The following is a 21,669-nucleotide window of genomic DNA, read 5'->3' on the forward strand; positions in this document are numbered from 1 at the left end:
CGCCGGGCGGGTTGAAACCTTCGGCGCGGTCCGGTAGGAGTGGCGGCGCTTGCGCCCCTCCGTCCTCCTGTTCGACATCGACGGCACCCTCCTCCACTGCGGGGGCGCGGGCCGCCGCGCGCTCGAGCGCGCCATGGAGGAGCACCTGGGCGGCGCGGTGCGCCCCGAGGAGACCTGGCTCTCCGGCATGAAGCTCGACGGCATGACCGACCGGCTCATCGTGCGCGAGGCGATGCTGGCGGTGGGCCACCCGTTCGAGGAGGCGCTCTGCGACCGCATCCTCGACACCTACGCCGACCACCTGGAGCAGGAGATCCACGGCCCCGGCTACGAGGTGCTGCCGGGGGTCCCGGCCCTGCTCGCGGACCTGGCGGCGGCGGGGCGGACGGTCGGCCTGTGCACCGGCAACATCCGGCGCGGCGCGCGCATCAAGCTCGGCCGCGGCGGGCTCGACCGCTTCTTCGGCTTCGACGACGGCGGCGTGTACGGGTTCGCGGGGGACGGCGAGGCGCGCGAGCACATCGTGGCGGCCGCGGTGCGCCGCGCCTCGGCGCGGCTGGGCCGGGCGCTCGCACCGGAGGAGGCGCTCGTCATCGGCGACACGCCGCGCGACGTCACGGCGGCCCGCGCCGCCGGCTGCCCGGTGCTGGCGGTCGCCACCGGCCGCTTCAGCGTGGAGGCGCTGCGCGCCGAGGGCCCCGACCACGTGGTCCCCACCCTGGAGCGGGCCCACGTCGGCGCGCTGCTGGGCGTGTAGCACCCCTCCCAGCCTTGACCTCCACCGAGGTGGAGGTTTATCCAAGGAGGAGACGTCCCACCTCGCCTCACGCGGGCGAGCGCTCGAAGGGTCGCATGACCTCGCAACAGGCGGAGATCGACGAGGTAGGGCTCGACATCGACGGGCCGCGGCTCCGCGCCGTGCCCGCGAGCGGCCGGCACGCGGCGCAGATCCAGGCCTGCTTCGAGGGCGCGCCGGACTACTTCGCGCGCACCGAGGGGCGCCCGCCGGGCCCCGACGCCGCCATCCAGCTCCTGGCCGACGCCGAGGTGGACGACCACCGCAAGGTCTTCGTCCTGGTGCCGCGCGCGGGCGGCCCCGCCGTCGGCGTGCTCGACCTGCACCTCGACTACCCCGAGCCGGGCACGGCGCAGATCGGGCTCCTGCTCTTCCGCGAGGCCTGCCAGGGGCTCGGGTTCGGCAAGGAGACCACCGCCGCCACCGAGGCCGCGCTGGCGCGCGCCGGGTACCGGGCGCTCCGCCTCTCGGTCGTCGACGAGAACGTCGAGGCGAAGCAGTTCTGGGAGCGGCTGAGCTTCGCGATCGTCGGGCGGCTCGACCGCGGCGTCACGGTCTACGAGAAGCCGCTGGGGTGAAGCGCGGCGGGGGACGAGCCCCCGCCCTACGCGTCGACGTCCGCCTGCGCCGCGGCGGTGAAGCGGAGCCGGCTCCACCCGTCGCGCAGGCCCTCCCACACGCTCATGAGCCCGACGTAGCCGAAGCCCGCCTGGAAGAGCAGCAGGAACGGCAGCGCGTACCAGACCTGGCGGTCGAGCACGAAGAGGATGCCGTAGGTCATGTAGGCGGCGAGGGCGAGCTCGACGAGCGGCTGCAGCGTCGCCGTGGCGCGGTAGCGCTTGCGCGTCACCCGCTCGCCGGCCCCCTTCACCCCGTGCTTGGGGGTCCGGGTGAAGCCGGACTGGTGGTGCAGGAGCGCCTCGACCACGGCGCGGGAGTTGTTCACCGACAGGCCGATGCCGAGCGCCATCAGGAACGGCATGTAGCGCAGGCGCTGCCACACCGTCATGCCGATCTCGCGCTGGCTCGCGAAGTAGAACGAGCACACCGACGCGGTCGCCGCGGCGAAGAAGGGGATGTCGAGGAGCAGCACCTCGTACCAGCCGTGCCCCACCCGCACCATGATGGTGATGGGCATGAGCAGCGCCAGCGGGATCATGAGCAGGTAGGCGAAGTTCGCGGTGAGGTGGAAGAACGCCTCCCGCTTCACGTGATACGGGAGCGGCGCCGCGAAGATGCGCGGCAGGAGCTTGAGCGCGGTCTGGATGGAGCCCTTCGCCCAGCGGTGCTGCTGGCTCTTGAAGGCGTTCATCTCGACCGGGATCTCGGCCGGGGCGGTGACCTGGGGCAGGAAGACGAACTTCCACCCGGCGAGCTGCGCCCGGTAGGAGAGGTCGAGGTCCTCGGTCAGGGTGTCGTGCTGCCAGCCGCCGGCGCCGCGGATGGTCTCCCGCCGCCAGATGCCGGCGGTGCCGTTGAAGTTGAAGAAGGCGCCGGACCGGTTGCGGGCGGTGTGCTCGATGACGAAGTGGCCGTCGAGCAGGATGCCCTGGCACTGCGTGAGCGCGCTGTACTCCCGGTTGAGGTGCTCCCAGCGCACCTGCACCATCCCGACCTTCGGGTCGGTGAAGAAGTGGACGGTGCGGCGCAGGAAGTCGGGCTCCGGCACGAAGTCGGCGTCGAAGACCGCCACGAACTCGCCCTTGGCGAGCCTGAGGCCGTGCTCCAGCGCGCCCGCCTTGAAGCCGGCGCGATCCGTGCGGTGGACGTAGCTGATGTCGACGCCCTGCTCGCGCCACCGGTCGACGCAGGCGCGCGCGATGTCGCAGGTCTCGTCGGTGGAGTCGTCGAGGACCTGCACCTCGAGCAGGTGGCGCGGGTAGTCGAGCGCGCACACGGCGCCGATGAGCCGGTTCACGACGTACATCTCGTTGAACACCGGCAGCTGCACGGTCACCCGCGGCAGCTCGCCGAAGCGAGCGCGCGGCGTCGGCAGGCGGAACTTGTGCCGGTAGTACAGGTACGCCATGTAGTAGCGGTGCGACCCGTACACGGAGAGCACGAGCAGCACCGCGACGTAAGCGATGACGACGGAGATCTCGAGGGGGCTCATCTTCGGAGCTGTCCACCTGGCGGGGGAGCGCACCCGGAGGCGCTCACGGTCATTCCTCGACGCGAGGGAGCGTAGCCCTCCCCCCTGACGAAGCCGCGCGGACTATAGCCGCTCAGCCTCGGAAGTCAAATGGAAACCCCCCGACGCTCCACGGGAAAACGGAAGTCGACGCGCGCCGGACGGCTCGACCGAGGGTCAAACCGGAAGCCCCCTAGCGCTTCACCGCCGAAGGGGGCAGCGCGGTCGGGGCGCCCTTGAAGATGGTCGCCGCCCGCAGGTAGTCGAGCGCGGTCCTGAGCTGGTAGTCCTGCGGCGGCGCGACCGCTCCCGCGGCGGCCGCCGGGCTCGCCGCGTCGTTCTTGAAGTGCCGCTCCAGGTCCTTCTCGCCCGGCCCCTCGTCGTCGCGCAGCGGCGGGGCGGCGTCGGCGACCACCACGTCCGGGGTGATGCCGAGCTCCTGGATGGAGCGGTGCTTGGGCGTGTAATAGCGCGCCACGGTCAGCTTGAGGCCGGAGCCGTCCTCGAGGTCGATGAGGCTCTGGACCGAGCCCTTGCCGAAGGTCTGGGTGCCGAGGATCAGGGCCCGCCCGTGGTCCTGGAGGGCGCCGGCCACGATCTCGCTCGCGGAGGCCGTGCCGCGGTTCACGAGGACGATGATGGGGTAGCCCGGCTCGGTGTCCTTCTCGTGCGCGCGCTCCACCTCGGCGCCCTTCTTGGTGCGCCCCTCGGTGCTGACGATGATCCCGTCGCGCAGGAAGCGATCGGCGACCTTCACGGCCTGGTCGAGCAGCCCGCCCGGATCGTTGCGCAGGTCGAGCACCAGCCCGCGCAGCTCGCCCTTGAGCTCCTGCCGCGCCCCGTCGAGCGCCTTCTTGAGCGCGGCGTCGGTCCGCTCCTGGAACGTCTTCACCTGCACCAGCGCGAAGCCCCTGGCCGGGTCGAGCACCCGCCAGGTGACGCTCTGGGTGCGCACCCGCTCGCGCAGCACCGTCAGCGCCTGCGGCGCCTTGAAGGCGTCGCGCATGACCTGCAGCACCACCTTGCTCCCGGCCGGCCCCTTGAGCCGCTGGACCGCGTCGGAGAGCCCCATCTCCCGCGTGCTCGCCCCGTCGATCGCGAGCAGCCGGTCGCCGGCGGCGATGCCGGCACGCTCGGCCGGGGAGTCGGCGATGGGGGCGACCACCAGGAGCTGGTCGCCCTTCACGGCCAGCTCGATCCCCACCCCCTCGAACTCACCGGTGGTCTCCTCCTTGAGCGCGCGGTACACCTCCGGCCGCATGAACTGGCTGTGCGGGTCGAGCCGCGCCACCATCCCCTCGATGGCGCCGTACACCAGCTCCTTCTCCTTCACCTCCTCGACGTAGCCGTTCTCCACGTAGGCGAGCACGTCGGCGAACACGTCGAGGGGGCGGTACGGCTGCCCGCCGTCGCGGCGGGCGGCGCGCGCGGCGTGGTCGACCGACAGGCCGGCGAAGAAGGCGACGGCCACGGCCAGGGCGGCGAGGAGGCGGGAGCGGCTCATGCGCGGCATCCTACGACCGTCTCACGGCCGCAGCCAGGCGGCCGGATCGACCGGCCGGCCGCGCTCGCGGATCTCGAAGTAGAGGTAGGGCCCCTTCATCGACCCGGTGTCGCCCACGGTCCCGAGCAGCGTCCCCGCCTCGACCGTCTCGCCCATGGCGGTGCTCATCGAGGCGAGGTGCGCGACGAGCGTGTGGTACCCCTCGCCGTGGTCCACGATGACGAGGTTGCCGTAGCCCTTGAACCAGCCGGCGTGCGCGACCCGCCCCGGCGCCACCGCGCGCACCTCGGCGCCCGGGGCGGCGCGGATGTCCACCCCGTTCTGGACCGTCACCGTGCCCCAGCGTGGATCGACCACCCGCCCGAAGCCGGCCTCGACCGGCCCGGCGGCCGGGCGCGGCAGCCGGCCGCGCAGCTGCGGGAACCCGGTGTGGAGGGGCGCGCCGGCGCCGAGCGGCGGGAGGGCGGCCACGAACTCGGCCAGCTTCACCTCCTGGCCGGCCGCCTCGCCGGCGGCGCGCTCGTGGAGGGTGCGCGCGCTGCGGACGGCGCCGAGCAGGGTGCGGTGCTCCTCGCGCCGCGCCGCCGCCTCGTCGCGCCGCGCGGCGGACCGCCGCGCCAGCGAGGCCACCCGCGCCGCCTCCTCCTCGCGGCCGCGCCGCGCCCGCTCGCGCGCCTCGAGCGCGCGCTGCGCCTCGCCCAGGAGCGCGAGGTCGTGGCGCGTCACCTCCGCCCACAGGTACCGGCGCTTCACGAGGTCCGCCAGCGAAGGGGCGCTGGCGAGCAGGCGGAGCTCGCCGAGCTGGCCCTGGCGCGCGCGCGCGCGGAGCCGCGGCCCGAGCTCCTCCTGCAGCCCCGCCAGGCGGGTCTGGGCCGCGGCCTCCTCGGCGCGGGCGCGGGCGAGCCGCAGCTCGGCGGCGGCGCGCTCGGCCTCGGCCTCGGCCGCGGCGGCGGCCGCCGCCAGCCAGCCCTGCTCGGCCGCGTCGAGCGCGGACAGCAGGGAGCCCTCCTGCGCGGCCAGCGCGCGCGCCGCCGACTCCTCCGCCGCCTTGTGCGCGCGCAGCTCCTCGAGGCGCGCCCGCGGGTCGGCGCCGAGGGCGAGCGCGAGGAGCGCCAGCGCGGCCCCGGTCACCGTCACCTCCGCCGGAGCTCGCGCCCCACCGCGAGGGCGCTCGACAGGAGGCCCAGCGCCGCGCCGCCGCCGATCTGCGCGGCGAGGAGCGCGCTGGGCACGAGGTCGGCGCGCGCGAGCGGCAGGCCGGTGGCGCCGGCCAGCGCCGGGACGGCCGCCGCCGCCACCGCCAGCAGCCCCCCGGCCGCGAGCAGGCCGCCCAGCGCGCCCTGCAGCAGCCCCTCGATCAGGAACGGCGCCTCCACGAACACGTCGGTGGCACCGACGAGCTTCATGATCTCGATCTCGTCGCGGCGGGCGAACACGCCCAGGCGGAGCGTGTTCGACACCAGCACCGCCGCGCCGGCGGCGAGCGCGGCGAACAGCGCGGCGCCCGCCCAGCGCAGCCGCGAGAGGAGCCGCTCCAGCTGCTCCAGCCAGGCGTTGCCGTAGTCCACCTCGCGCGCGCCCGGGACCGCCGCCAGCCGCGCCGCCAGCGCGCGCGCCTCGGCCAGGCGGATGCCGGGGGCGCTCACCTCGATCGAGGGCGGCAGGAGGTCCGGCTTCACGCCGTCGAGCAGGCCGCCCTGGGGCCCCAGCGCCGCGCGGAAGCGGCGCAGCGCCTCGGGCGAGCTCACCGCCTCCACCTGGCGCCCGGCCGCGGCGGCGGCGACCCGCTCGCGCGCGCGCTCGAGGTCGGCGGTGGGCTCGAGGTAGACCGAGATGCGCACCTCGCCGGCCCAGGCCGCGAGCAGCCGCTCCCCCCCGCGGAGCGCCGCGGCGAAGAGGCCGGTGACGAAGAGGGCCACGAAGAGCGTGAGCGTGGCGACCAGCGCCACGCGCGGGCCCCGCGCCATCGCCTCCAGGGCGCGCGCGAGGAAGTAGCCCGGCCGGCGCAGGAGCCTGGTCACGCGCGCCCCGTCCGGCGGATCTCGGCGCCGTCGGCCGCCACGCGGCCGCGCTCCAGCGCCACCACCCGCTTCTTGTACCGCTCGAGCAGGCTGCGGTCGTGGGTGGCCACGAGCACGGTGGTCCCGCGGGCGTTGGCGGCGTGGAGCAGGTCCATCACCTCGAGCGTGCGCTCCGGGTCGAGGTTGCCGGTGGGCTCGTCGGCGAGGAGCAGCGCCGGGTCGCCCACCAGCGCGCGCGCCACCGCCACCCGCTGCTGCTCGCCGCCGGAGAGCGCGAGCGGGAACTTGCCGCCCTTGAGCTCGAGCCCCACCGAGCGGAGGATGGCGTCCACCTTGCGCCTCACCTCGCGCGCCGGCAGGCCGCGGACCTCGAGCGGGAAGGCCACGTTCTCGGCCACGGTGCGGTCCGGCAGCAGCTTGAAGTCCTGGAAGACGACGCCGATGGAGCGGCGCAGGTAGGGGATCTGCGAAGGCTTCACCTTGGCGACGTTCCGGCCGAAGACCAGGATCTGGCCGCTCGTGGCCGCCTCGGCGCAGAAGACGAGCCGCATCAGCGTGGACTTTCCGGCGCCGGAGGGGCCGGTGAGGAAGACGAACTCGCCCTTCTCCACGCCCAGGGTGACGTCGAGCAGCGCCGGGGCCTCGCCCGCGTACTGCTTGTGGACGTGGAAGAGCTGGATCATGCGCAGGGCCGGAGACGCCGCCCCGGCGGCGGCGTCACTTGCGCCGCCCCGGCTCCTCGGAGAGGTAGGACAGGATCACCTCGTCGAGGCTCTTCTCGCTCGCGAGGTCGTCGCCGAAGAGCGCGTCCGCGGGGGCGGGCGCGGCCGGGCGCGCGGCGGAGGGGCGAGGCGCGCCCGCGGCGGGAGGATGCCCGGGCAGCGGGGGCGGCGCCGCCGGCCGGCTCAGCACCGGGGGCGGCGTCACCGCCGGCCGGAACACCACCTGCGGCGCCGGCTGCGCCGGGCGCCCGGCGACCGGAGGCGCGGCGGCGGGGGGCGGCGGGGGCTTCGCGGGGGCGGCCGGAGCGGCCGGCCGCGGCGGCGCCGCGGGCTCGCCGGCGAGCTGCCCCGGCTGGTAGGCGCGCGCCTGAGAGGAGAGCGCCTCGTCCCGGTCGTCGTAGACGCCGTTCACGAGGTTGCGCAGCATCTCCTTGTGCTGCTCCTCCATCAGCTCGCGGACGACCTGCCCCAGGTTCTCCGCCGAGGCGATGTCGGCGTAGCTCGTCTTCTTGGTGGCGAGGATGTTGCCGCCGACGAAGAGGTGGGTCGTGATCTGCGGGTTGGCGACGCCCGAGTCCTCCGTCTGGATGTGGTAGGCCTTCCCACGGTGCTTCACGTTGTGGTTGAAGCCCGTGACCATTTGCTTCACATCCGCCATGCGCGGACGGTAGCCGATCCCGGTGGGGCCATCAAGCCCACACACCCGCGTAACTGCGGCGGATTCTCCTAGATGTCCACCTGCTCCGCGCGCTCGACCGCGCGGCCGAGGAACCGCTCCGCGACGGTGAGGAAGCGCGCCGGGGTGTCGGTCACGAAGAAGCGGTGCTGCGCGGGGCCGCCGGCGGCGCCGAGCCGCTCCGCCACCTCGGCGGCGATGGCGTCGCCGCTGTCGACGAGCGTCACCTCCGGGAGCTCGCGCGCGATGGCGCCCCGGAGCAGGGGGTAGTGGGTGCAGCCGAGGACGAGCGTGTCCACCGCCGCCTCGCGGAACGGCGCCAGGTAGCGGCGGGCGACGAGGCGCACCACCTCGTCCTCGGGGTCCGTCCAGCCCTCCTCGGCGAGCGGGACGAAGAGCGGGCAGGCGGCCGCCACCACCTCGGCGCCGGGGCGGGCGGCGGCGATGGCGCGCTGGTAGGCGCCGGAGGCGATGGTGCCTGCGGTGCCGATCACGCCGACGCGGCCCGTGCGCGAGGCGCGCGCGGCGACGCGGGCGCCCGGCTCCACCACGCCCAGCACCGGGATGGCGAGCGCCTCGCGCAGCGCGGGCAGCGCCACCGCCGAGGCGGTGTTGCACGCGACCACGAGCAGCTCGATCTCGCGCGCGACGAGGAAGCGCGCGTTGCGGAGCGAGTACTGCGTCACCACCTCGGCCGACTTGGAGCCGTAGGGGACGCGGGCGGTGTCGCCCAGGTAGACGGTGTCGAGCCCCGGCAGCCGCGCGAAGATGGCCTTCTGGACGGTGAGCCCGCCCACGCCGGAGTCGAAGATGCCGATGCGCGCCATGCGCGAGCGCTATAGCCCGCCCTGGCGCGCCGGCACAACCACCCCTGGCCTCAGAAGCAGGTCCCGCCGGCGGTCGGCGGCACGAGGACCGTCTGCGTCTCGCCCGGCAGCAGGTGGTCGAAGCTCTGCGGCGAGCAGGTGTCGTGCAGCGAGACGTAGGTCGTCGCCGAGGTGTACTGGATCTCCTGGATCCGCGTCACCGTGTAATGGCCGAACGGCACCGCCTGCAGCGCGATGACCGAGGAGCACGGGATCGCCTTCGGGTTCAGGCTCGCCGGCCCGACCTCGTCGATCACCTCGTTCCGGGTGGCGTCGAGGAGGGTGTACCAGATGTACGTGTTCGCGGCGCAGGTCGGGCTGTCGGTGAACTGGTAGCCGACGGTGAGATCGCCCGCCAGCGCGGGCAGCCGCGCGTCCACCAGCGTGTCCGCGCACGCGGTCGTGTTCACGGTCTGCACCTGCTGGTAGAGGTGGTGGCTCGAGGCGTCGTACGCGTCGAGCTGCACGCTGACCCTCTCGTCGCCGTAGCCGGTGAGCTGGATGCCGTCGGCGGCGGGGCCGTGGCAGGGGAACACGCCCTGGACGGCGCCGTTCACGCTCACCTGGACCGACGCGACCCCGCCGCTGTCGCAGCCGAAGAGCTGTCCGTTGGCCTGGAAGCCGCCCTGCGGGTTCTGCCAGTAGAGGGTGAGCGTGCCCGGGACGCCGCACGTCTCCGGCAGCGGCCGGGAGTAGCACCCGCCCACACCAGCGGAGAGGGCGGCGAAGAGCAGGATGGCGCGTTTCATGGTCGTGACCCCGTTCGTGCGGTGCCGGTCCTGGAAGCCCCTCCGGCGCGGCACCCGCCAGACGAGCAACCCCCATGCCATGGACTACGTCGCGCTGGCCATGCGTTTTATTCAGCAGGCCTGTCGCCGGCGCGGCACGCTGCGTGTCCGGCCGGCGACACCGGCGCCTTCGGACGGGGCCTCGCTTCTTGGACGTGCCGCCGACCGCGTGCTAATCCTCCCCCGTTTTCCAACACTTGCGCGAGCTCACATGGTCCTCCTGCCCACCTCGAACACGTTCGCCCCGCCCCTCGCCGCCGCCGCCGCCGGTGGGGGCCTCGACTACATGGAGATCATCTCCCACGCCGGGCCGGTCGTGCTGGGCGTGCTCGCGCTGCTCATCCTGGCGTCGGTGGTCTCCTGGGGCATCATCCTCAAGAAGTGGCTCCACCTGCGCCGCGCCCAGGGCGAGTCGGTGAAGTTCCTCGAGACCTTCTGGCAGTCGAAGCGGCTCGACGCGATCTACCAGGCGGCCGAGGCGCTCTCGGCCTCGCCCATCAGCCAGGTGTTCCGGGCCGGCTACGTCGAGCTGTCGAAGGTGACGGCCAGCCAGAAGCGGCCCGGCGAGGACGCCATGAGCGAGCAGCTGGGCGGGATCGAGAACGTGGAGCGGGCGCTCAAGCGCGCCGCGGTGGCCGAGGTGACGCACCTCGAGTCGACGGTGCCGTTCCTCGGCACCACCGCCAGCGCCGCCCCGTTCGTCGGCCTGTTCGGCACGGTGTGGGGCATCATGCGGGCGTTCAACGACATCTACCAGATGGGCAACGCCAACCTCGCCACGGTGGCGAAGCCCATCAGCGAGGCGCTCATCGCGACCGCCTTCGGGCTCGCGGCCGCCATCCCCGCCGTGGTGGCGTACAACTACTTCGTCTCGCGGATCCGCGTGCTCGACACCGAGATGGCGAACTTCAGCAACGACTTCCTCAACATCGTCCGCCGGCACTTCTTCAGCTAGGGGACGCGGCCCATGGCCATCGGAACGAGCGGCACCGGCCGCCAGACCCTCACCGAGATCAACGTCACGCCGCTCGTCGACGTGATGCTCGTCCTGCTCATCATCTTCATGGTGACGGCGCCCCTCATCCAGCAGGGCGTCGAGGTGAAGCTCCCCGAGGCGAAGGCGGCCCCGGTCAAGGCGGAGGAGCAGAAGCTCGTGCTCTCCGTGAAGGCCGACCGCTCGCTCTGGCTCGGGACCAGCGACCAGCCGGCCCGGGTCGGGCTCGACGAGCTCGAGGACAAGCTGCGCTCGAACGCGCGGATCTCGAAGGACCACGAGCTCTACCTCATGGCCGACCGGAAGCTGCCCTACGGCTACGTGGTGGAGGTCATGGCGGCCATGCAGCGCGCCGGCGTGACCAACATCGGCATGATCACGGACCCGATGCAGGCGCGCCGCGCCGGGCGGGAGGACGAGGCCCCGTGACGGCGGTCCCCGACGCGCTGGCGCACAGCCCGCTGCTCGCGCGCCGCGAGCGGATCCTGCCGCTCGTGCTGGTCTCGGCGGCGCTGCACGCGGCGCTCCTCGTCGCGGCGGTGCTGCACCGGCCCGCGCCGCAGGTGGACCTGGCGCAGAAGCCGATCATGGTGCGGGTGGCGCGGCTGGGCGAGCGCCGCCCGGCCAGCTACCTGCCGCGCAACGAGGCCCCCCCGCCGCCCGCGGCGGCCGCGCCGCAGCCGGCGCCCCCGACCGCCCCGGCGCAGCCGTCGCACGCGACTCCGTCGGTCCCGGTGGCGCGCCCGACCCGCCCCGCGCCGCCGTCCGGCGCCCGCGCCCCCGGCCCGTCCGCCGCCGGCCGCAGCGACGTGCTCGCCTCGGTGATGAACCGCGTCCGGCGCGACCAGGCCTACCAGGACAAGGTGTACGGCGATCCCAACGGCGACCCGCGCGGCGACGCGGAGTCGAACGAGGGCGACGCCTTCCTGGGCCTCGTCGAGCGCGCGCTGCGCGAGTCGTACGTGCTCCCCTCCACCCTCTCCGAGCGCGACCGCGTCCAGCTCCAGGCCACGGTGGTGCTCTACCTCGACTCGGACGGCCGCGTGCTGCGGTACGTCTTCGAGCGTCGCAGCGGCAACGAGGCGTTCGACGCCGCGCTGGAGCGCGCCATCCGCGCCGCCCGCATCCCACCCCCGCCCGCGGACCGCCGCCGGCAGTACCGCGACCAGGGGCTCGGAGTCCTGTACAAGCCATGACCCTTCGCCCCCTGCTGCTGCTCGCCGCCGCCCTCCCCACCCTCGCCGCCGCCCAGCCCCGCCCCTACATCGAGGTCGGGTCGGCCAACTTCCGCCCGCTCCCCATCGCCGTCGCCGCGTTCCGGGCCGAGCCCGGCGCCGAGGCCGCGGCCGCGGAGCTGACCGAGGTGCTGCGCGGGGACCTGCGCCTCTCCGGCCTCTTCGACGTGCTCGACCCCAAGGGCTTCCTGGCCGACCCCGGCGAGGGGCTCACCGCCCCCACCATCCGCTTCGCCCGCTGGGCCGACGTGGGCGCCGACGGGCTGGCGAAGGCGGTGGTGCGGCGCGCCGGGGGCGAGCTCAGCGTCGACTTCCACCTGTTCGAGGTGCGGGCCGGGCGCGAGGTGCTGGCCCAGGCGCCGCGCGGCGCGGTCGAGGCGGGGCGCTCGCTCGCGCACCAGCTGGCGGACGCGGTGGTGCAGTACTACACGCGCGAGCCCGGCGTGTTCCGCACGCGCATCCTGGCCATGCGCCACGCCGGCGCGGGCGGGCGCGAGCTCGTCGCCTTCGACGTGGACGGGCAGCGGCCGGAGGTCCTGTACCGCGACCCCGGCCTCATCCTCCTGCCCTCCTGGCGCCCCGACGGCAAGGCGGTGCTCTTCACGAGCTACCGCGGCGGCCGCCCCGAGCTGTGGACGCTGGACCTCGCCACGCGGCGCACGCAGCGGCTGGTGGCGCTGGGCGACCTCACCACGGGCGGCGTCTACTCGCCCGACGGGCGGCACGTCGCCTTCACCGCCTCGGTCAACGGCAACTCCGACGTGTGGGTGGTGAACGCGGACGGCTCCGACCCGCGCCGCCTCACCAGCGATCCCGCCATCGACGGCTCCCCGACCTGGTCGCCCGACGGCAAGCGCCTCTGCTTCGTCTCGAACCGCGCCGGCAACCCGCACCTCTACCTCATGAACGCCGACGGCTCCGGCCAGCGGCGGCTCACCTTCCAGGGCACCTACAACCAGACGCCGCACTGGAGCCCGCGCGGCGACTTCATCGCCTTCACCGGCCGCGACGAGCGCAAGGTGTTCGACGTGTTCCTCGTCGCGCCGGAGACGGGGCACATCCAGCGCGTGACGCAGGACCAGGGCCGCACCAACGAGGAGCCCACCTGGGCGCCCAACGGCCGGCTGCTGGCGTTCACGAGCGACCGCCAGGGCCGGCCACAGCTCGTGGTCTCGAACGTCTCGGGCGATCGCCAGACGCTCGTCACCGCGCCGGGCGCGGCGCTCGGGACGCCGGCGTGGGGGCCCTTCCCGCAGTAAGCTCTCCGCATGGCGCGCCGCGCGGCGATCGACGTCGGGACCAACACGGTGCTGCTCCTCGTGGCCGAGGAGCGCGAGCGCGGCTGGGTCGCGGTGGTGGAGCGGGCCGAGATCACCCGGCTCGGCCGCGGGGTGGACCGCACCGGCCGGCTCGATCCTCAGGCGATCCGCGACACGGTGGCGGTGCTCGCCCGCTACGCCGGCGAGGCGCGGGCGCTCGGCGCCGGGGACCCGGTCTGCGTCGCCACCAGCGCCGCGCGCGACGCCGCCAACGGCGCGGAGTTCTTCGAGGCGGCCCGGCGCGAGGCCGGGCTCGCCCCCGAGGTGGTGAGCGGCGACGAGGAGGCGCGCCTGGTGTGGGCGAGCGCCTGGCGCGACTTCGGCGCGGCCGGCGGCCTGTGCGTGCTCGACGTCGGCGGCGGCTCCACCGAGGTGTGCGTGGGCGACGGGCCGGCGCCGCGCGCGCGCCGCAGCCTGCAGCTCGGCGCGGTGCGCCTCACCGAGCGCGTGGCGCCCCCCGACCCGCCCGGCCCGGCCGCGCTCGCGCTCTTCCGCCAGCGCGCCGCCGAGGCGCTGGCGCCCGCGGCGGCGCTCCTCGCCGGCCACCCCCGGCCGGCGCGGATGGTGGGGGTGGCCGGGACGGTGACCACCCTCGCCGCGGTCTCGCGGGAGCTGGCGCGCTACGACGCGGAGCGCGTCCACGGCAGCGAGCTCACGCTGGCGGAGGTGGACGCGCTCCAGCTGCGGCTCGCCGGGCTCACCACCGCCGCGCGGGCGCGCCTGCCCGGCATGGAGCCGAAGCGCGCCGACGTGATCGTGGCCGGGAGCGCCGTCGTCGCCGAGGCGATGCGGGCGCTCGGCTTCGACCGGCTCACCGTCTCCGACCGCGGGGTGCGCTGGGGCCTGCTCTACGACCGGTTCGGGCGCGATGGTTGAGCGCGCGCGCTGGGCCGTCGTCTGCGACTTCGACGGGACCGCGGTGACGGAGGACCTGGGCGATCAGGTCTCGATCCACTTCGCCGGGCACGACGTCTGGCGCGCGGCGGAGGACCGCTACAAGGCGGGCGAGCTCACCTTCGCGGAGCTCATCCGCGCCATCTTCGCCCCCATTACCGCCCCGGCGCAGGAGATCGCCGCGTGGGCGCGCGATCGCGCCGTGCTCCGGCCCGGCTTCGAGGCGTTCGTGCGCCGGTCGCGCGAGGCGGGCGTGCCGTTCCTCCTCGTCTCGGCCGGGCTCGACGTCTACATCCACGCCGTGCTGGAGCGGCTGCCGCCCGAGCTGCACGCCCACGTGGAGGTGCGCTCCAACCGCGCCAGCTGCTCGGCGGCGGGGCTGGCGGTGGACTTTCACCCCGCCGACGGCGGCTGCGGCCGCTGCGGGTTCTGCAAGGGGACGGTGGTGGAGGAGCTGCGCGCGCGCGGTCACCGGGTGGTGGTCCTGGGCGACGGCACCGCCGACCGCTGCGCCGCGGAGCGCGCGGACCTCGTCTTCGCGCGGGGGCGCCTGCCCCGCTACTGCGAGGAGATGGGCGTCCCGTACCGGCGGTTCGAGAGCTTCGACGAGGTCGTGCTGTCCTAGAACATCCCGATGGAGAAGTGCGGGGCGACCCACACCTCGCCGAGCCGCTGATCCGGGGCGGGGTTCACGCCCAGGTCGAGGACGGCCGGGCCGATGGGGGTGAGGAAGCGCAGGCCGGCGCCGACGTTCACTCGCAGGTCGGTGACGCTGCCCACCCGCGGGTCGAGCCAGAGGTTCCCCAGGTCGGCGAAGAGGCCCATCTCGACGCTCTCCCGCAGGGGGAAGCGCAGCTCCGCCTTGGCGTTCGCGAACGACTCGCCGCCCTCGCTGGCGAGGAACTGGCCGGCGGCGATGGCGCGGGCGGTGGGCGAGCAGGCGAAGCCCGAGAGCGAGCTCTGGCAGGCGCGCACCTGGTCGAGGTAGTTCCCGCGCACGTCCTCCGGGATCATCTCGTCCTCGCCGTAGCCGCGCATGCTGGAGGCGCCGCCGAGGAAGAAGCGCTTCGGGCCGATGGTCTGCGAGTCGCGGTCGAGCGGCAGGACGCGCCCGCCGCGCACCGACACCGCGAGCACGCTCGCCCCGAGCGGCAGGTACCCCGAGACCGAGCCGGAGAGGCGGAGCATGTGGGTGTAGCTGTCGCTCCTGGGCAGGACCCCGAGCAGCCCGCCGATCGAGTGCGAGTAGTCGGCGGTCCCGGTGGCGAGCCAGCCGCGGCGCGGGTGGACCGAGTCGTCGCGGTAGTCGATGGCGAGCACCGGCCGGAGCGACTGCAAGGTCGTCACGCCCTCCGGCAGCCGGAGCCGCTCGAGGTCGGCGCGGGTGATGGGGAGGGTGGTGTCCGCCTTGCGGATGATGTGGTCCACCTCCAGCTCGTACTGGAGCGAGAGGGTGACGCGGCTCGTGGCGGGCAGGTCGAGGCCGAGGATGGTCGAGCCGCGCGCCAGGTCGTAGGCGGGCCGGTGCAGGCGCTCGAGGATCCCGTCCACGCGGCCGCCGGCGGGGAGGCCGAGCAGGTGGACGCGCGGGTCGTGCAGCCCGACGTCGAGCCGGCCCTCGAACCGATCCGCGGGCGGGGTCTGCTCCAGGTCGCGGCGGAAGACGGTGAGCGGGTAGTTCACCTTGGCGCGGGCGGAGAGCTCCAGCGCGCGGCCGAGCAGGTTCGGCTCGGTGAGCTCGACGAAGGCGCGCGGGCCGTTGGCGAGCGAGAAGCCGGCGCCGGGGGAGAGCGTGCGCCAGGGCCGCTCCGAGACCTCGACGGTCACGTCCTTCACCGGCGCGGGCAGCTCGGGATCCGCGAGGCGCAGCCCCACCGAGCGGAAGACGCCCAGGCGCAGCAGGGCGGTCTGGCTGCGGCTGGCCGCGTCGGGGTCGTACACGTCGCCCGGGCGCAGCGCGAGGGTCTCGCGGACGACGTCGTCGCGCGTGCGCCGCGCGCCGGCGACGACCACCGCCCCCACCCGCACGCACGGCCCCTCCTCGATGGTGAACCGGACGGTGCCCCGGCGGCGATCCTGCGAGAGCTCCTCCTCCTCGCGCACGCGGGCGTAGAGGTACCCGGAGCGCGCGTAGCGCGCGAGCAGCGCGGCGCGGGTCGCCTCCAGCGCCTCGTAGGCGAGCGGGTCGCCCGGCGCGATGCGCGCCGCCGCGGCGAGCGCGTCCGCCGGGAGCGCCCGCTGGCCGGTGAAGACCACCGCCTCGACCACCGTGCGCACGCCCTCGCGCAGGCGGAGCTCGACGGCGACGGTGCCGGCCCGGGCGTCGAGGGTGGCCCGCGCCCCCTCGTACGCCGCGTCGAGGTAGCCGTCGGCGCGGTAGAGCTCCACCAGGCGGAGGGCCGCCTCGTCCCACAGCGGCGGGTTCCAGGCCTGGCGCGGCTCGACGAGCGGCGGCGCGCGCACGACGGCCGGAGAGCCGGCCGCGCGCGCCAGCCGCGCGGCGTCCGCCTGCGCGCCCCCCGGATCCTGCGGCGCGAGCTGGTCGAGCGCCTCGTCGAGGCGCTCGCGCAGCCAGTCGGCGCTCTTCCCGGCGGCGCCCGGGAAGGTCACCTCGGTGACCCGGTAGCGCCGGCCCTCCTCCACCTGGAACACGAGGGCGCTGCCGCCCCCGGCCGCCTCCTCGCGCACGGTGACCCGCGCCGCCGCGAAGCCGCGCGCGACGTAGTAGCCGCGCAGCCGGTCGGCGGTCAGCGCCAGCGCGGTGCCGTCGAGCGCCTGCTCGTCCTCCAGGGCGAGCACCGCGCGCAGGTCGGCCGGCGGGAACGCGGTCGCGCCCGCGAAGCGCACCGCCACGCGCCCTCCGGCCTCGACCGGGATCGTCACCGCCGCGGCCGGCTCGCCCGAGACCACCGCCGCGCCCACGCGCGCGCGGAGCCAGCCCGCCCGCTTCAGCCGCGCCCGCACCTCGCGCGCGTCGGCCTCGAGCAGGTCGAGGTCGAGCACCGCCCCCGGCTGCGAGGCGAGCCCGTCGGCCAGGCGCTCGGGGGCGAGCCCGGGCGCGCCGGAGAAGGCGAGCGAGGCCACCCGCGTGGGCGGGCCCTCGGCCACGGCCAGCACCACCCGGGCGGCGCCCTCCCCCTCGGCGCGCGCCACGACGGTGGCGGAGCGGTAGCCGTGCCGCGCGTAGAAGGCCCGGGCGCGGGCCGCGGCGTCTTCGAGGCGGCCGGCCCACAGCTCGTCGCCCGGGGCGAGGCCCGCCGCCCGCCGGACCCGCTCCTCGTCGAGCGCCGGCCGCGGGCCCGCCTCCACGGCGACGCTCGCGACCGTCTGGCGCGCCAGGCACTCGAGGACCAGCGCCACGCCGCCCGCGGCGGGGGCGGTGCGCGCCACCACGTTGGCGAAGCGGCCCGAGCCGTACAGGAGCTGGACCGTGCGCCTCAGCTCGCGCCGGTCGAGGGGCGCGCCGGGCGCGACGGTCACGAAGCGCCGCAGCGCCGCGGCGTCCTCGCCCGGCGGGAGCTTCAGCTCGACCGAGGCGACGATGGGGCGCTCGGCGGTGGCGGCCGGCTCGCGCGGCGCGCGGGGCGCGGCCACGGCAGGGGCCGCGTGAAGGAGGAGCGCGGCGCACGCGGCGAGCGCGGCCAGGGCGAGACGGAGGGACCGCCCCCTCTCCCTGGCCCTCTCCTCCGGTGGGGGAGAGGGGGGTGGTAGGCGCTCGGCCCGCGCGCGTGCACGACGACGCACCGTCAATCGTTCCACTCCCAGCGAAGCTTCAGGTCGAGGCCGTGGTCGCCGGCCGCGCTCACGCCGGGCGTGTCGTTGTCCCACTGGTACTGGATGGAGGTGTGGCTCGAGAGGCGCATCTCCGCCTGGGCCCGCTGCCCGCGGGCCCCGCCGAGCGGCGCCTGGTACCGGAGCCGGAAGCGGTCGTCCACCACCTTCGACTCGAACTCGGCGCGCGGCTCCACCTGCCCCGAGCCCTCGGAGTAGGCGCTCGTGATGCGGACGGCGAAGTCGCGCAGCGGTCCGCCGCGCGGCATGAACCGCTTCACCTGGTCGTCGAGCCCGGAGGCGCTCATGAGCGCCTGGGCCGCCGCGGCGGTGGCGACGCCGCTCACGCCCCCGGCGGCCGCGGTGTCGCGGGCGGTGTAGCCGAGCGAGAGCAGCGTGACGAGGTCCTGCTGCGACAGCGCCGGCTGGCTGGTGAGCTGCACCGTCGGGTCCTCGTAGGGGCCGGTGAGGTGCATGAACACCTGGTAGTCGCGCACCTGCGCCTCGCCGTGCGCGTCGAAGCTCATGCGCAGCCGGCTGCGGTCGGTGAAGTCCACCACGGCGTGGGTGAGGATGAACTCGTTGCCCCGGAAGGTGGCGCGGCTCCCCTCCTCCATCGTGAGCGTCCCCACCACGCCGGGGGCGGCCGCCGTGCCGGTCACGGTGAGCTCGCCTCGGACCAGGCCGCGCACCAGGTCGTTCTCCACGCGCGCGTCGCCGTCCACCGCCATGGCGAGGTCGAGCCGCAGCCACGCGCCGGCGCGGTCCACCGGGCGCGGTGGCGGGCGCCGCCGCTGGACCTCGACCAGCCGCCGCTCCAGCTCGACCGGCTCGGTGTACCGCGCGCGGAGCACGTGCAGCTTGCCGGAGAGCAGCATGTCCTCCCAGGTGCCGGCGGCCTCCAGCCGGCCCGAGACGACGGCCGGCAGCCACTCCGGGACGCGCACCGAGGCCTCGTCCACGTCGGCGGTGACGCGGACGCGGGCGGGGAAGAGCCGCACCAGCTCCACCTCGCCCGACAGCTCGGCCCGGCCGCCGTTCACGGCCGCGGTGAGCCCGTCGAAGAGCATCCGGTTCTGGGAGAAGGCCAGGTCCCCGGCGAGCCCGCTCAGGGCGATGGGCAGCTCCTTGAAGCGGAAGCCCGCGTCGCGCAGCTGGCCGGTGCCGACGAGGAGCGGGTCGGCCAGCGTCCCGGAGGCGCGGGCCGCGAGCTCCAGCCGGCCGCGCGGCTCGGTGACCCCGGGCAGGAGCCCGGCCAGCAGCCGCAGGTCCACCTCGCCGCGCGCGCCCGCCGCCAGCGCGCCGTCCGCCGCCCGGGTGCCCTCGACGGTGAGCTCGGTGTTGGCGCCGCGCAGGGTGAGCGGCCGGAGCGAGACCCGGCCGCGGTCGAACGCGACGACGGCCGGGCCGGTGCCGGCCACCTGGAAGTCGCCGTAGCCCGCGCGCACCTCGTCGAGCCGCAGCTCGCCGCGCGCCGCGGCGGGCTCGCCCAGCACGCCGTCGGCCGCGCCGGCGCCGCGGACGCGCGCGTGCAGGCCGGCCGGCGGGCCGCCCGGCGCGAAGCGGAGCGCGTCGGCCAGATCCACCTCGGCCCGGGCGTGGAACGCCTGCGCGCCGTCGGTGCGGCCGGTCACCTCCACCCGCACCCCCTCTCCGCGCGCCGAGAGCGCCAGCGCCGCGCCGTCGAGGTGGGCGCCGAGGTCCACCGCGCCGACGGGGACCTGCGCCACCGCGGCGTCGCGGGCGCGGCCGGAGGCCTCGACGCGCGGGGACTCCCACGAGCCCTGGACCGTGCCGGTCGCGTCGAGCCGTCCCTGCCACCCCTCCCCGGGCAACTTCAGCGCGGCCAGCGGCAGCCCCTCGGCGCGGGCGCGCAGGTCCCACGCGAACGGCGGCGCGAAGGCGACCCGGCCCGACCCGCGCACGACCCCGTCGCCTCGCCCCAGCGCGGCGCGCTCGAGGACCGCCGCCGCGCCCGCCTCCACGCGGCCGGAGAGCTGCCCGCGGTCGTAGGCGCGGCCGCCGAGCTCGCCGGGGCCCAGCTCCGCCTGGAACTCGGCGTCGAGCGCCGCGGCGGGGCCGTGCGCCGTCGCCCGCACGGACACCTCGCCGTCGAGCGCGTCGCGGGCGTGCACCGCCGCCGGCAGCCAGGGCATGACCGCCTCGAACAGGTCGCGCCACCGGCCGGTCGCCGCCAGCCGCCCGTCGCGCACGCGCACCGGATCGGCGCCGAGGTCGACGGTGGTGGCGGCGTGGTAGCGCGTCGCGCCGCGCCGGCCCTCCACCCCCGCCACGCTCAGCACGAAGCCGTCGTAGGAGAGGTCCGCCGCGGCGTCGCCCAGGTCGAGGTCGAGGAAGCGCAGGCTCTGCACGGCGGCGTGCGCCTCGGCGTGCGGGTTCCCGTAGGGCGCGGCGCGGACCACCGCGCGCTCGAGCCGCGCCAGCCCGCCCACCGGGACCGGCCCGAGGTGGCGCAGCGCGGAGAGGTCCACGCCGCCCTGGGTCGCGACCGAGAACCCGCGCGCGTCGTCGAAGTGGAAGTCGGCGTGGACCGCCGCCTGCCCGCGCGCGGCGCGCAGCTGGCCGGCGGCGAGGTGCACCCCGTCGCGGTCGACCCGCACCTCGCCGTCGAGCCGCGCCCGCGGGACGTCGAGGAAGGTGGCCTCGCCGGGCCGCCAGCGTTCCCAGGAGTGGTCGAGGACGCGGAAGTCCGCCACCTCCAGCCCGACCTCCCCGGCGAGCTGCAGCGGCGCGGCGGTGCCCGACACGCGCACCTTGCCCTGCAGCCGGCCCATGACCCAGGCGCCCGGGAGCTGCAGCCGCCCGAGCAGCTCGCCCAGCTCGACCCCCTCCACCTGCGCCTCGGCGACGAGCCCCAGCTTCGCGCCGGGCCGCAGCACGCCGTGCGCCACCAGGCGGCCGCCGCGGGTGGGGAGCTCGAGGCGGTCCACGTGCAGCTCGCGCCCGTCGTAGCGGACCGCGGCGGTCGCGTCGCCGGCGCCCCACCCGTCGAGCACCGCCCCGCGCAGCCGCACCTCGCCCGCGACCCGCGGCTGGTCGGCCCGCCCGGTGAGCGCGGCGTCCACGGCCAGCCGCCCCTGCACCGGCAGCGGGTGGCCGGCCAGCGCGAGCAGCGCGCCGAGCTCGCCCTCGCCGGCGGCGGCGAGGTCGAAGCGGGGCCGGCACAGGTCGTCCACCGCCCCGGCCAGCGCCACGCTGGCGCCGGGCAGCTCGGCGGTGGCGACGTGCAGCTCGAGGTGGGAGAGATCGAGCGCGAGCTGCGCCGCCGCGCGCGCCTCGGTCACCTCGACCCGGCGCCCGCCCGCCTCCACCCGCACGCCCGACGCGCTCACCTCCAGCTCGGCGCGCGGGACGCCTGGCCGCGCCAGGGCGGCCAGGCGGCTGCGGCGGGTGACCGGCCCGCTCCGGACGTCGAACCGCCCCGCCACCACCCGCGCGCCGCCGGGCCAGGTCAGGTCGAGCGCGCCCTCCTCGACCTCGAGCCGCTTCACCTCGACCTGGCGCAGCGCGGGCGGCGGGCAGACCGGCGCGCGCCCCGCCGGCGTGGGCGGCACGACCGCCACCAGCCGGGGCCGCGTCACCCGGACCTCGGCCAGCGAGAGCTTGCCGCCCAGGGCCTGCACCGGCGAGAGGCGCACCCGCACCGCCTCGGCCGTGAAGAGCGGCGCGGACTCCGGCCCGAGCGCGAGGTCGCGCGCGCTCACCGAGAGCGAGAACGGGTCGACCCGGCACCCGGCGGCCCGCACCCTCAGCCCGGTCACCTGGCCAGCGCGCGCCACCGCGAGCCGGCACAGCTCGTCGCCGGCCCAGCGCGTGCGCACCAGCAGCAGCCCCGCGCCCACCAGCGCGAGCACCGCCGAGACGAAGGCGAGCGCGACCTTCCTCTTCACGCCCGCGATCATGCCCGGAATGGGTCGGCGCGCAAACCGCG

Annotated in this window: 18 protein-coding genes; 8 read left to right on the forward strand and 10 right to left on the reverse strand. The window is 75.9% G+C overall.

What is annotated here, in order from left to right; all coding sequences use genetic code 11:
- The first annotated feature begins 49 nt into the window (after positions 1-49).
- On the forward strand, positions 50-757 hold the full coding sequence (locus HWY08_RS01760; RefSeq protein ID WP_176062397.1) for an HAD family hydrolase: 708 nt from the start codon (positions 50-52) through the stop codon (positions 755-757).
- A gap of 95 nt (positions 758-852) precedes the next feature.
- Entirely contained in the window at positions 853-1,374 is a 522-nt protein-coding gene (locus HWY08_RS01765; RefSeq protein WP_176062398.1) for a GNAT family N-acetyltransferase, read from the forward strand.
- A gap of 26 nt (positions 1,375-1,400) precedes the next feature.
- On the opposite strand, the gene HWY08_RS01770 is transcribed toward HWY08_RS01765, so the two are convergent.
- From HWY08_RS01770 to HWY08_RS01805, 8 genes are all read right to left on the reverse strand, one after another.
- Entirely contained in the window at positions 1,401-2,909 is a 1,509-nt protein-coding gene (locus tag HWY08_RS01770; RefSeq protein WP_176062399.1) for a glycosyltransferase, read from the reverse strand.
- A gap of 211 nt (positions 2,910-3,120) precedes the next feature.
- A complete protein-coding gene (locus tag HWY08_RS01775; protein ID WP_235969400.1) occupies positions 3,121-4,431 on the reverse strand; it encodes a S41 family peptidase in 1,311 nt (436 codons plus the stop codon).
- 21 nt (positions 4,432-4,452) lie between these two features.
- Positions 4,453-5,562: a murein hydrolase activator EnvC family protein gene (locus tag HWY08_RS01780; protein WP_235969401.1), complete on the reverse strand. Its 1,110-nt coding sequence runs from the start codon at positions 5,560-5,562 to the stop codon at positions 4,453-4,455.
- A 2-nt stretch (positions 5,563-5,564) separates the two neighbouring features.
- Complete coding sequence (locus HWY08_RS01785; RefSeq protein WP_235969402.1) at positions 5,565-6,452, reverse strand: cell division protein FtsX; 888 nt, start codon at positions 6,450-6,452, stop codon at positions 5,565-5,567.
- Complete coding sequence (gene ftsE, locus HWY08_RS01790; RefSeq protein WP_176062402.1) at positions 6,449-7,135, reverse strand: cell division ATP-binding protein FtsE; 687 nt, start codon at positions 7,133-7,135, stop codon at positions 6,449-6,451. Before ftsE ends, HWY08_RS01785 begins: the two co-directional genes overlap by 4 nt.
- 34 nt (positions 7,136-7,169) lie before the next feature.
- The gene (locus tag HWY08_RS01795; protein WP_176062403.1) at positions 7,170-7,832 is read right to left on the reverse strand and encodes a RomY N-terminal domain-containing regulatory protein; all 663 of its coding nucleotides are present in this window, start codon (positions 7,830-7,832) and stop codon (positions 7,170-7,172) included.
- Between the two features lie 68 nt (positions 7,833-7,900).
- The gene (murI, locus tag HWY08_RS01800; RefSeq protein WP_176062404.1) at positions 7,901-8,677 is read right to left on the reverse strand and encodes a glutamate racemase; all 777 of its coding nucleotides are present in this window, start codon (positions 8,675-8,677) and stop codon (positions 7,901-7,903) included.
- Between the two features lie 50 nt (positions 8,678-8,727).
- A complete protein-coding gene (locus HWY08_RS01805) occupies positions 8,728-9,465 on the reverse strand; it encodes a hypothetical protein (protein ID WP_176062405.1) in 738 nt (245 codons plus the stop codon).
- A 250-nt stretch (positions 9,466-9,715) separates the two neighbouring features.
- On the opposite strand from HWY08_RS01805, the gene tolQ reads away from it, so the two are divergent.
- Genes tolQ through HWY08_RS01835 form a run of 6 tightly spaced genes read left to right on the forward strand, consistent with a single transcriptional unit; the run spans position 9,716 to position 14,571 of the window.
- Complete coding sequence (gene tolQ / locus HWY08_RS01810) at positions 9,716-10,459, forward strand: protein TolQ (RefSeq protein ID WP_176062406.1); 744 nt, start codon at positions 9,716-9,718, stop codon at positions 10,457-10,459.
- Between the two features lie 12 nt (positions 10,460-10,471).
- Positions 10,472-10,927, forward strand: a complete 456-nt coding sequence (gene tolR, locus HWY08_RS01815; RefSeq protein WP_176062407.1) for a protein TolR — start codon at positions 10,472-10,474, stop codon at positions 10,925-10,927.
- The gene (locus HWY08_RS01820) at positions 10,924-11,694 is read left to right on the forward strand and encodes an energy transducer TonB (RefSeq protein ID WP_235969403.1); all 771 of its coding nucleotides are present in this window, start codon (positions 10,924-10,926) and stop codon (positions 11,692-11,694) included. The genes tolR and HWY08_RS01820 overlap by 4 nt, the downstream gene beginning before the upstream one ends.
- A complete protein-coding gene (locus HWY08_RS01825) occupies positions 11,691-12,992 on the forward strand; it encodes a beta-propeller domain-containing protein (protein WP_176062408.1) in 1,302 nt (433 codons plus the stop codon). The genes HWY08_RS01820 and HWY08_RS01825 overlap by 4 nt, the downstream gene beginning before the upstream one ends.
- A 9-nt stretch (positions 12,993-13,001) precedes the next feature.
- On the forward strand, positions 13,002-13,928 hold the full coding sequence (locus HWY08_RS01830; RefSeq protein WP_176062409.1) for a Ppx/GppA phosphatase family protein: 927 nt from the start codon (positions 13,002-13,004) through the stop codon (positions 13,926-13,928).
- Entirely contained in the window at positions 13,921-14,571 is a 651-nt protein-coding gene (locus tag HWY08_RS01835; RefSeq protein ID WP_176062410.1) for an MtnX-like HAD-IB family phosphatase, read from the forward strand. The genes HWY08_RS01830 and HWY08_RS01835 overlap by 8 nt, the downstream gene beginning before the upstream one ends.
- Here the strand turns inward: HWY08_RS01835 and HWY08_RS01840 are convergent.
- Together HWY08_RS01840 and HWY08_RS01845 are read right to left on the reverse strand one after the other, a co-directional pair.
- Positions 14,568-17,540 (reverse strand): outer membrane protein assembly factor, encoded by a 2,973-nt coding sequence (locus tag HWY08_RS01840; RefSeq protein ID WP_235969404.1) that lies wholly within the window; start codon positions 17,538-17,540, stop codon positions 14,568-14,570. The two genes, HWY08_RS01835 and HWY08_RS01840, sit on opposite strands and share 4 nt — an antisense overlap.
- Positions 17,541-17,692: 152 nt before the next feature.
- Positions 17,693-21,628: a translocation/assembly module TamB domain-containing protein gene (locus HWY08_RS01845; RefSeq protein WP_235969405.1), complete on the reverse strand. Its 3,936-nt coding sequence runs from the start codon at positions 21,626-21,628 to the stop codon at positions 17,693-17,695.
- Positions 21,629-21,669: the final 41 nt, after the last annotated feature.

The organism is Anaeromyxobacter diazotrophicus (assembly GCF_013340205.1).
GTDB classification, from domain to species: domain Bacteria; phylum Myxococcota; class Myxococcia; order Myxococcales; family Anaeromyxobacteraceae; genus Anaeromyxobacter_A; species Anaeromyxobacter_A diazotrophicus.

Excerpts from the sequence above, each read along its gene's own strand:
- HWY08_RS01765 (WP_176062398.1), top strand. The coding sequence starts at position 853 with ATGACCTCGCAACAGGCGGAGATCGACGAGGTAGGGCTCGACATCGAC.
- HWY08_RS01770 (WP_176062399.1), bottom strand. The coding sequence starts at position 2,909 with ATGAGCCCCCTCGAGATCTCCGTCGTCATCGCTTACGTCGCGGTGCTG.
- HWY08_RS01775 (WP_235969400.1), bottom strand. The coding sequence starts at position 4,431 with ATGAGCCGCTCCCGCCTCCTCGCCGCCCTGGCCGTGGCCGTCGCCTTC.
- ftsE (WP_176062402.1), bottom strand. The coding sequence starts at position 7,135 with ATGATCCAGCTCTTCCACGTCCACAAGCAGTACGCGGGCGAGGCCCCG.
- HWY08_RS01795 (WP_176062403.1), bottom strand. The coding sequence starts at position 7,832 with ATGGCGGATGTGAAGCAAATGGTCACGGGCTTCAACCACAACGTGAAG.
- murI (WP_176062404.1), bottom strand. The coding sequence starts at position 8,677 with ATGGCGCGCATCGGCATCTTCGACTCCGGCGTGGGCGGGCTCACCGTC.
- HWY08_RS01805 (WP_176062405.1), bottom strand. The coding sequence starts at position 9,465 with ATGAAACGCGCCATCCTGCTCTTCGCCGCCCTCTCCGCTGGTGTGGGC.
- tolQ (WP_176062406.1), top strand. The coding sequence starts at position 9,716 with ATGGTCCTCCTGCCCACCTCGAACACGTTCGCCCCGCCCCTCGCCGCC.
- tolR (WP_176062407.1), top strand. The coding sequence starts at position 10,472 with ATGGCCATCGGAACGAGCGGCACCGGCCGCCAGACCCTCACCGAGATC.
- HWY08_RS01825 (WP_176062408.1), top strand. The coding sequence starts at position 11,691 with ATGACCCTTCGCCCCCTGCTGCTGCTCGCCGCCGCCCTCCCCACCCTC.
- HWY08_RS01830 (WP_176062409.1), top strand. The coding sequence starts at position 13,002 with ATGGCGCGCCGCGCGGCGATCGACGTCGGGACCAACACGGTGCTGCTC.
- HWY08_RS01835 (WP_176062410.1), top strand. The coding sequence starts at position 13,921 with ATGGTTGAGCGCGCGCGCTGGGCCGTCGTCTGCGACTTCGACGGGACC.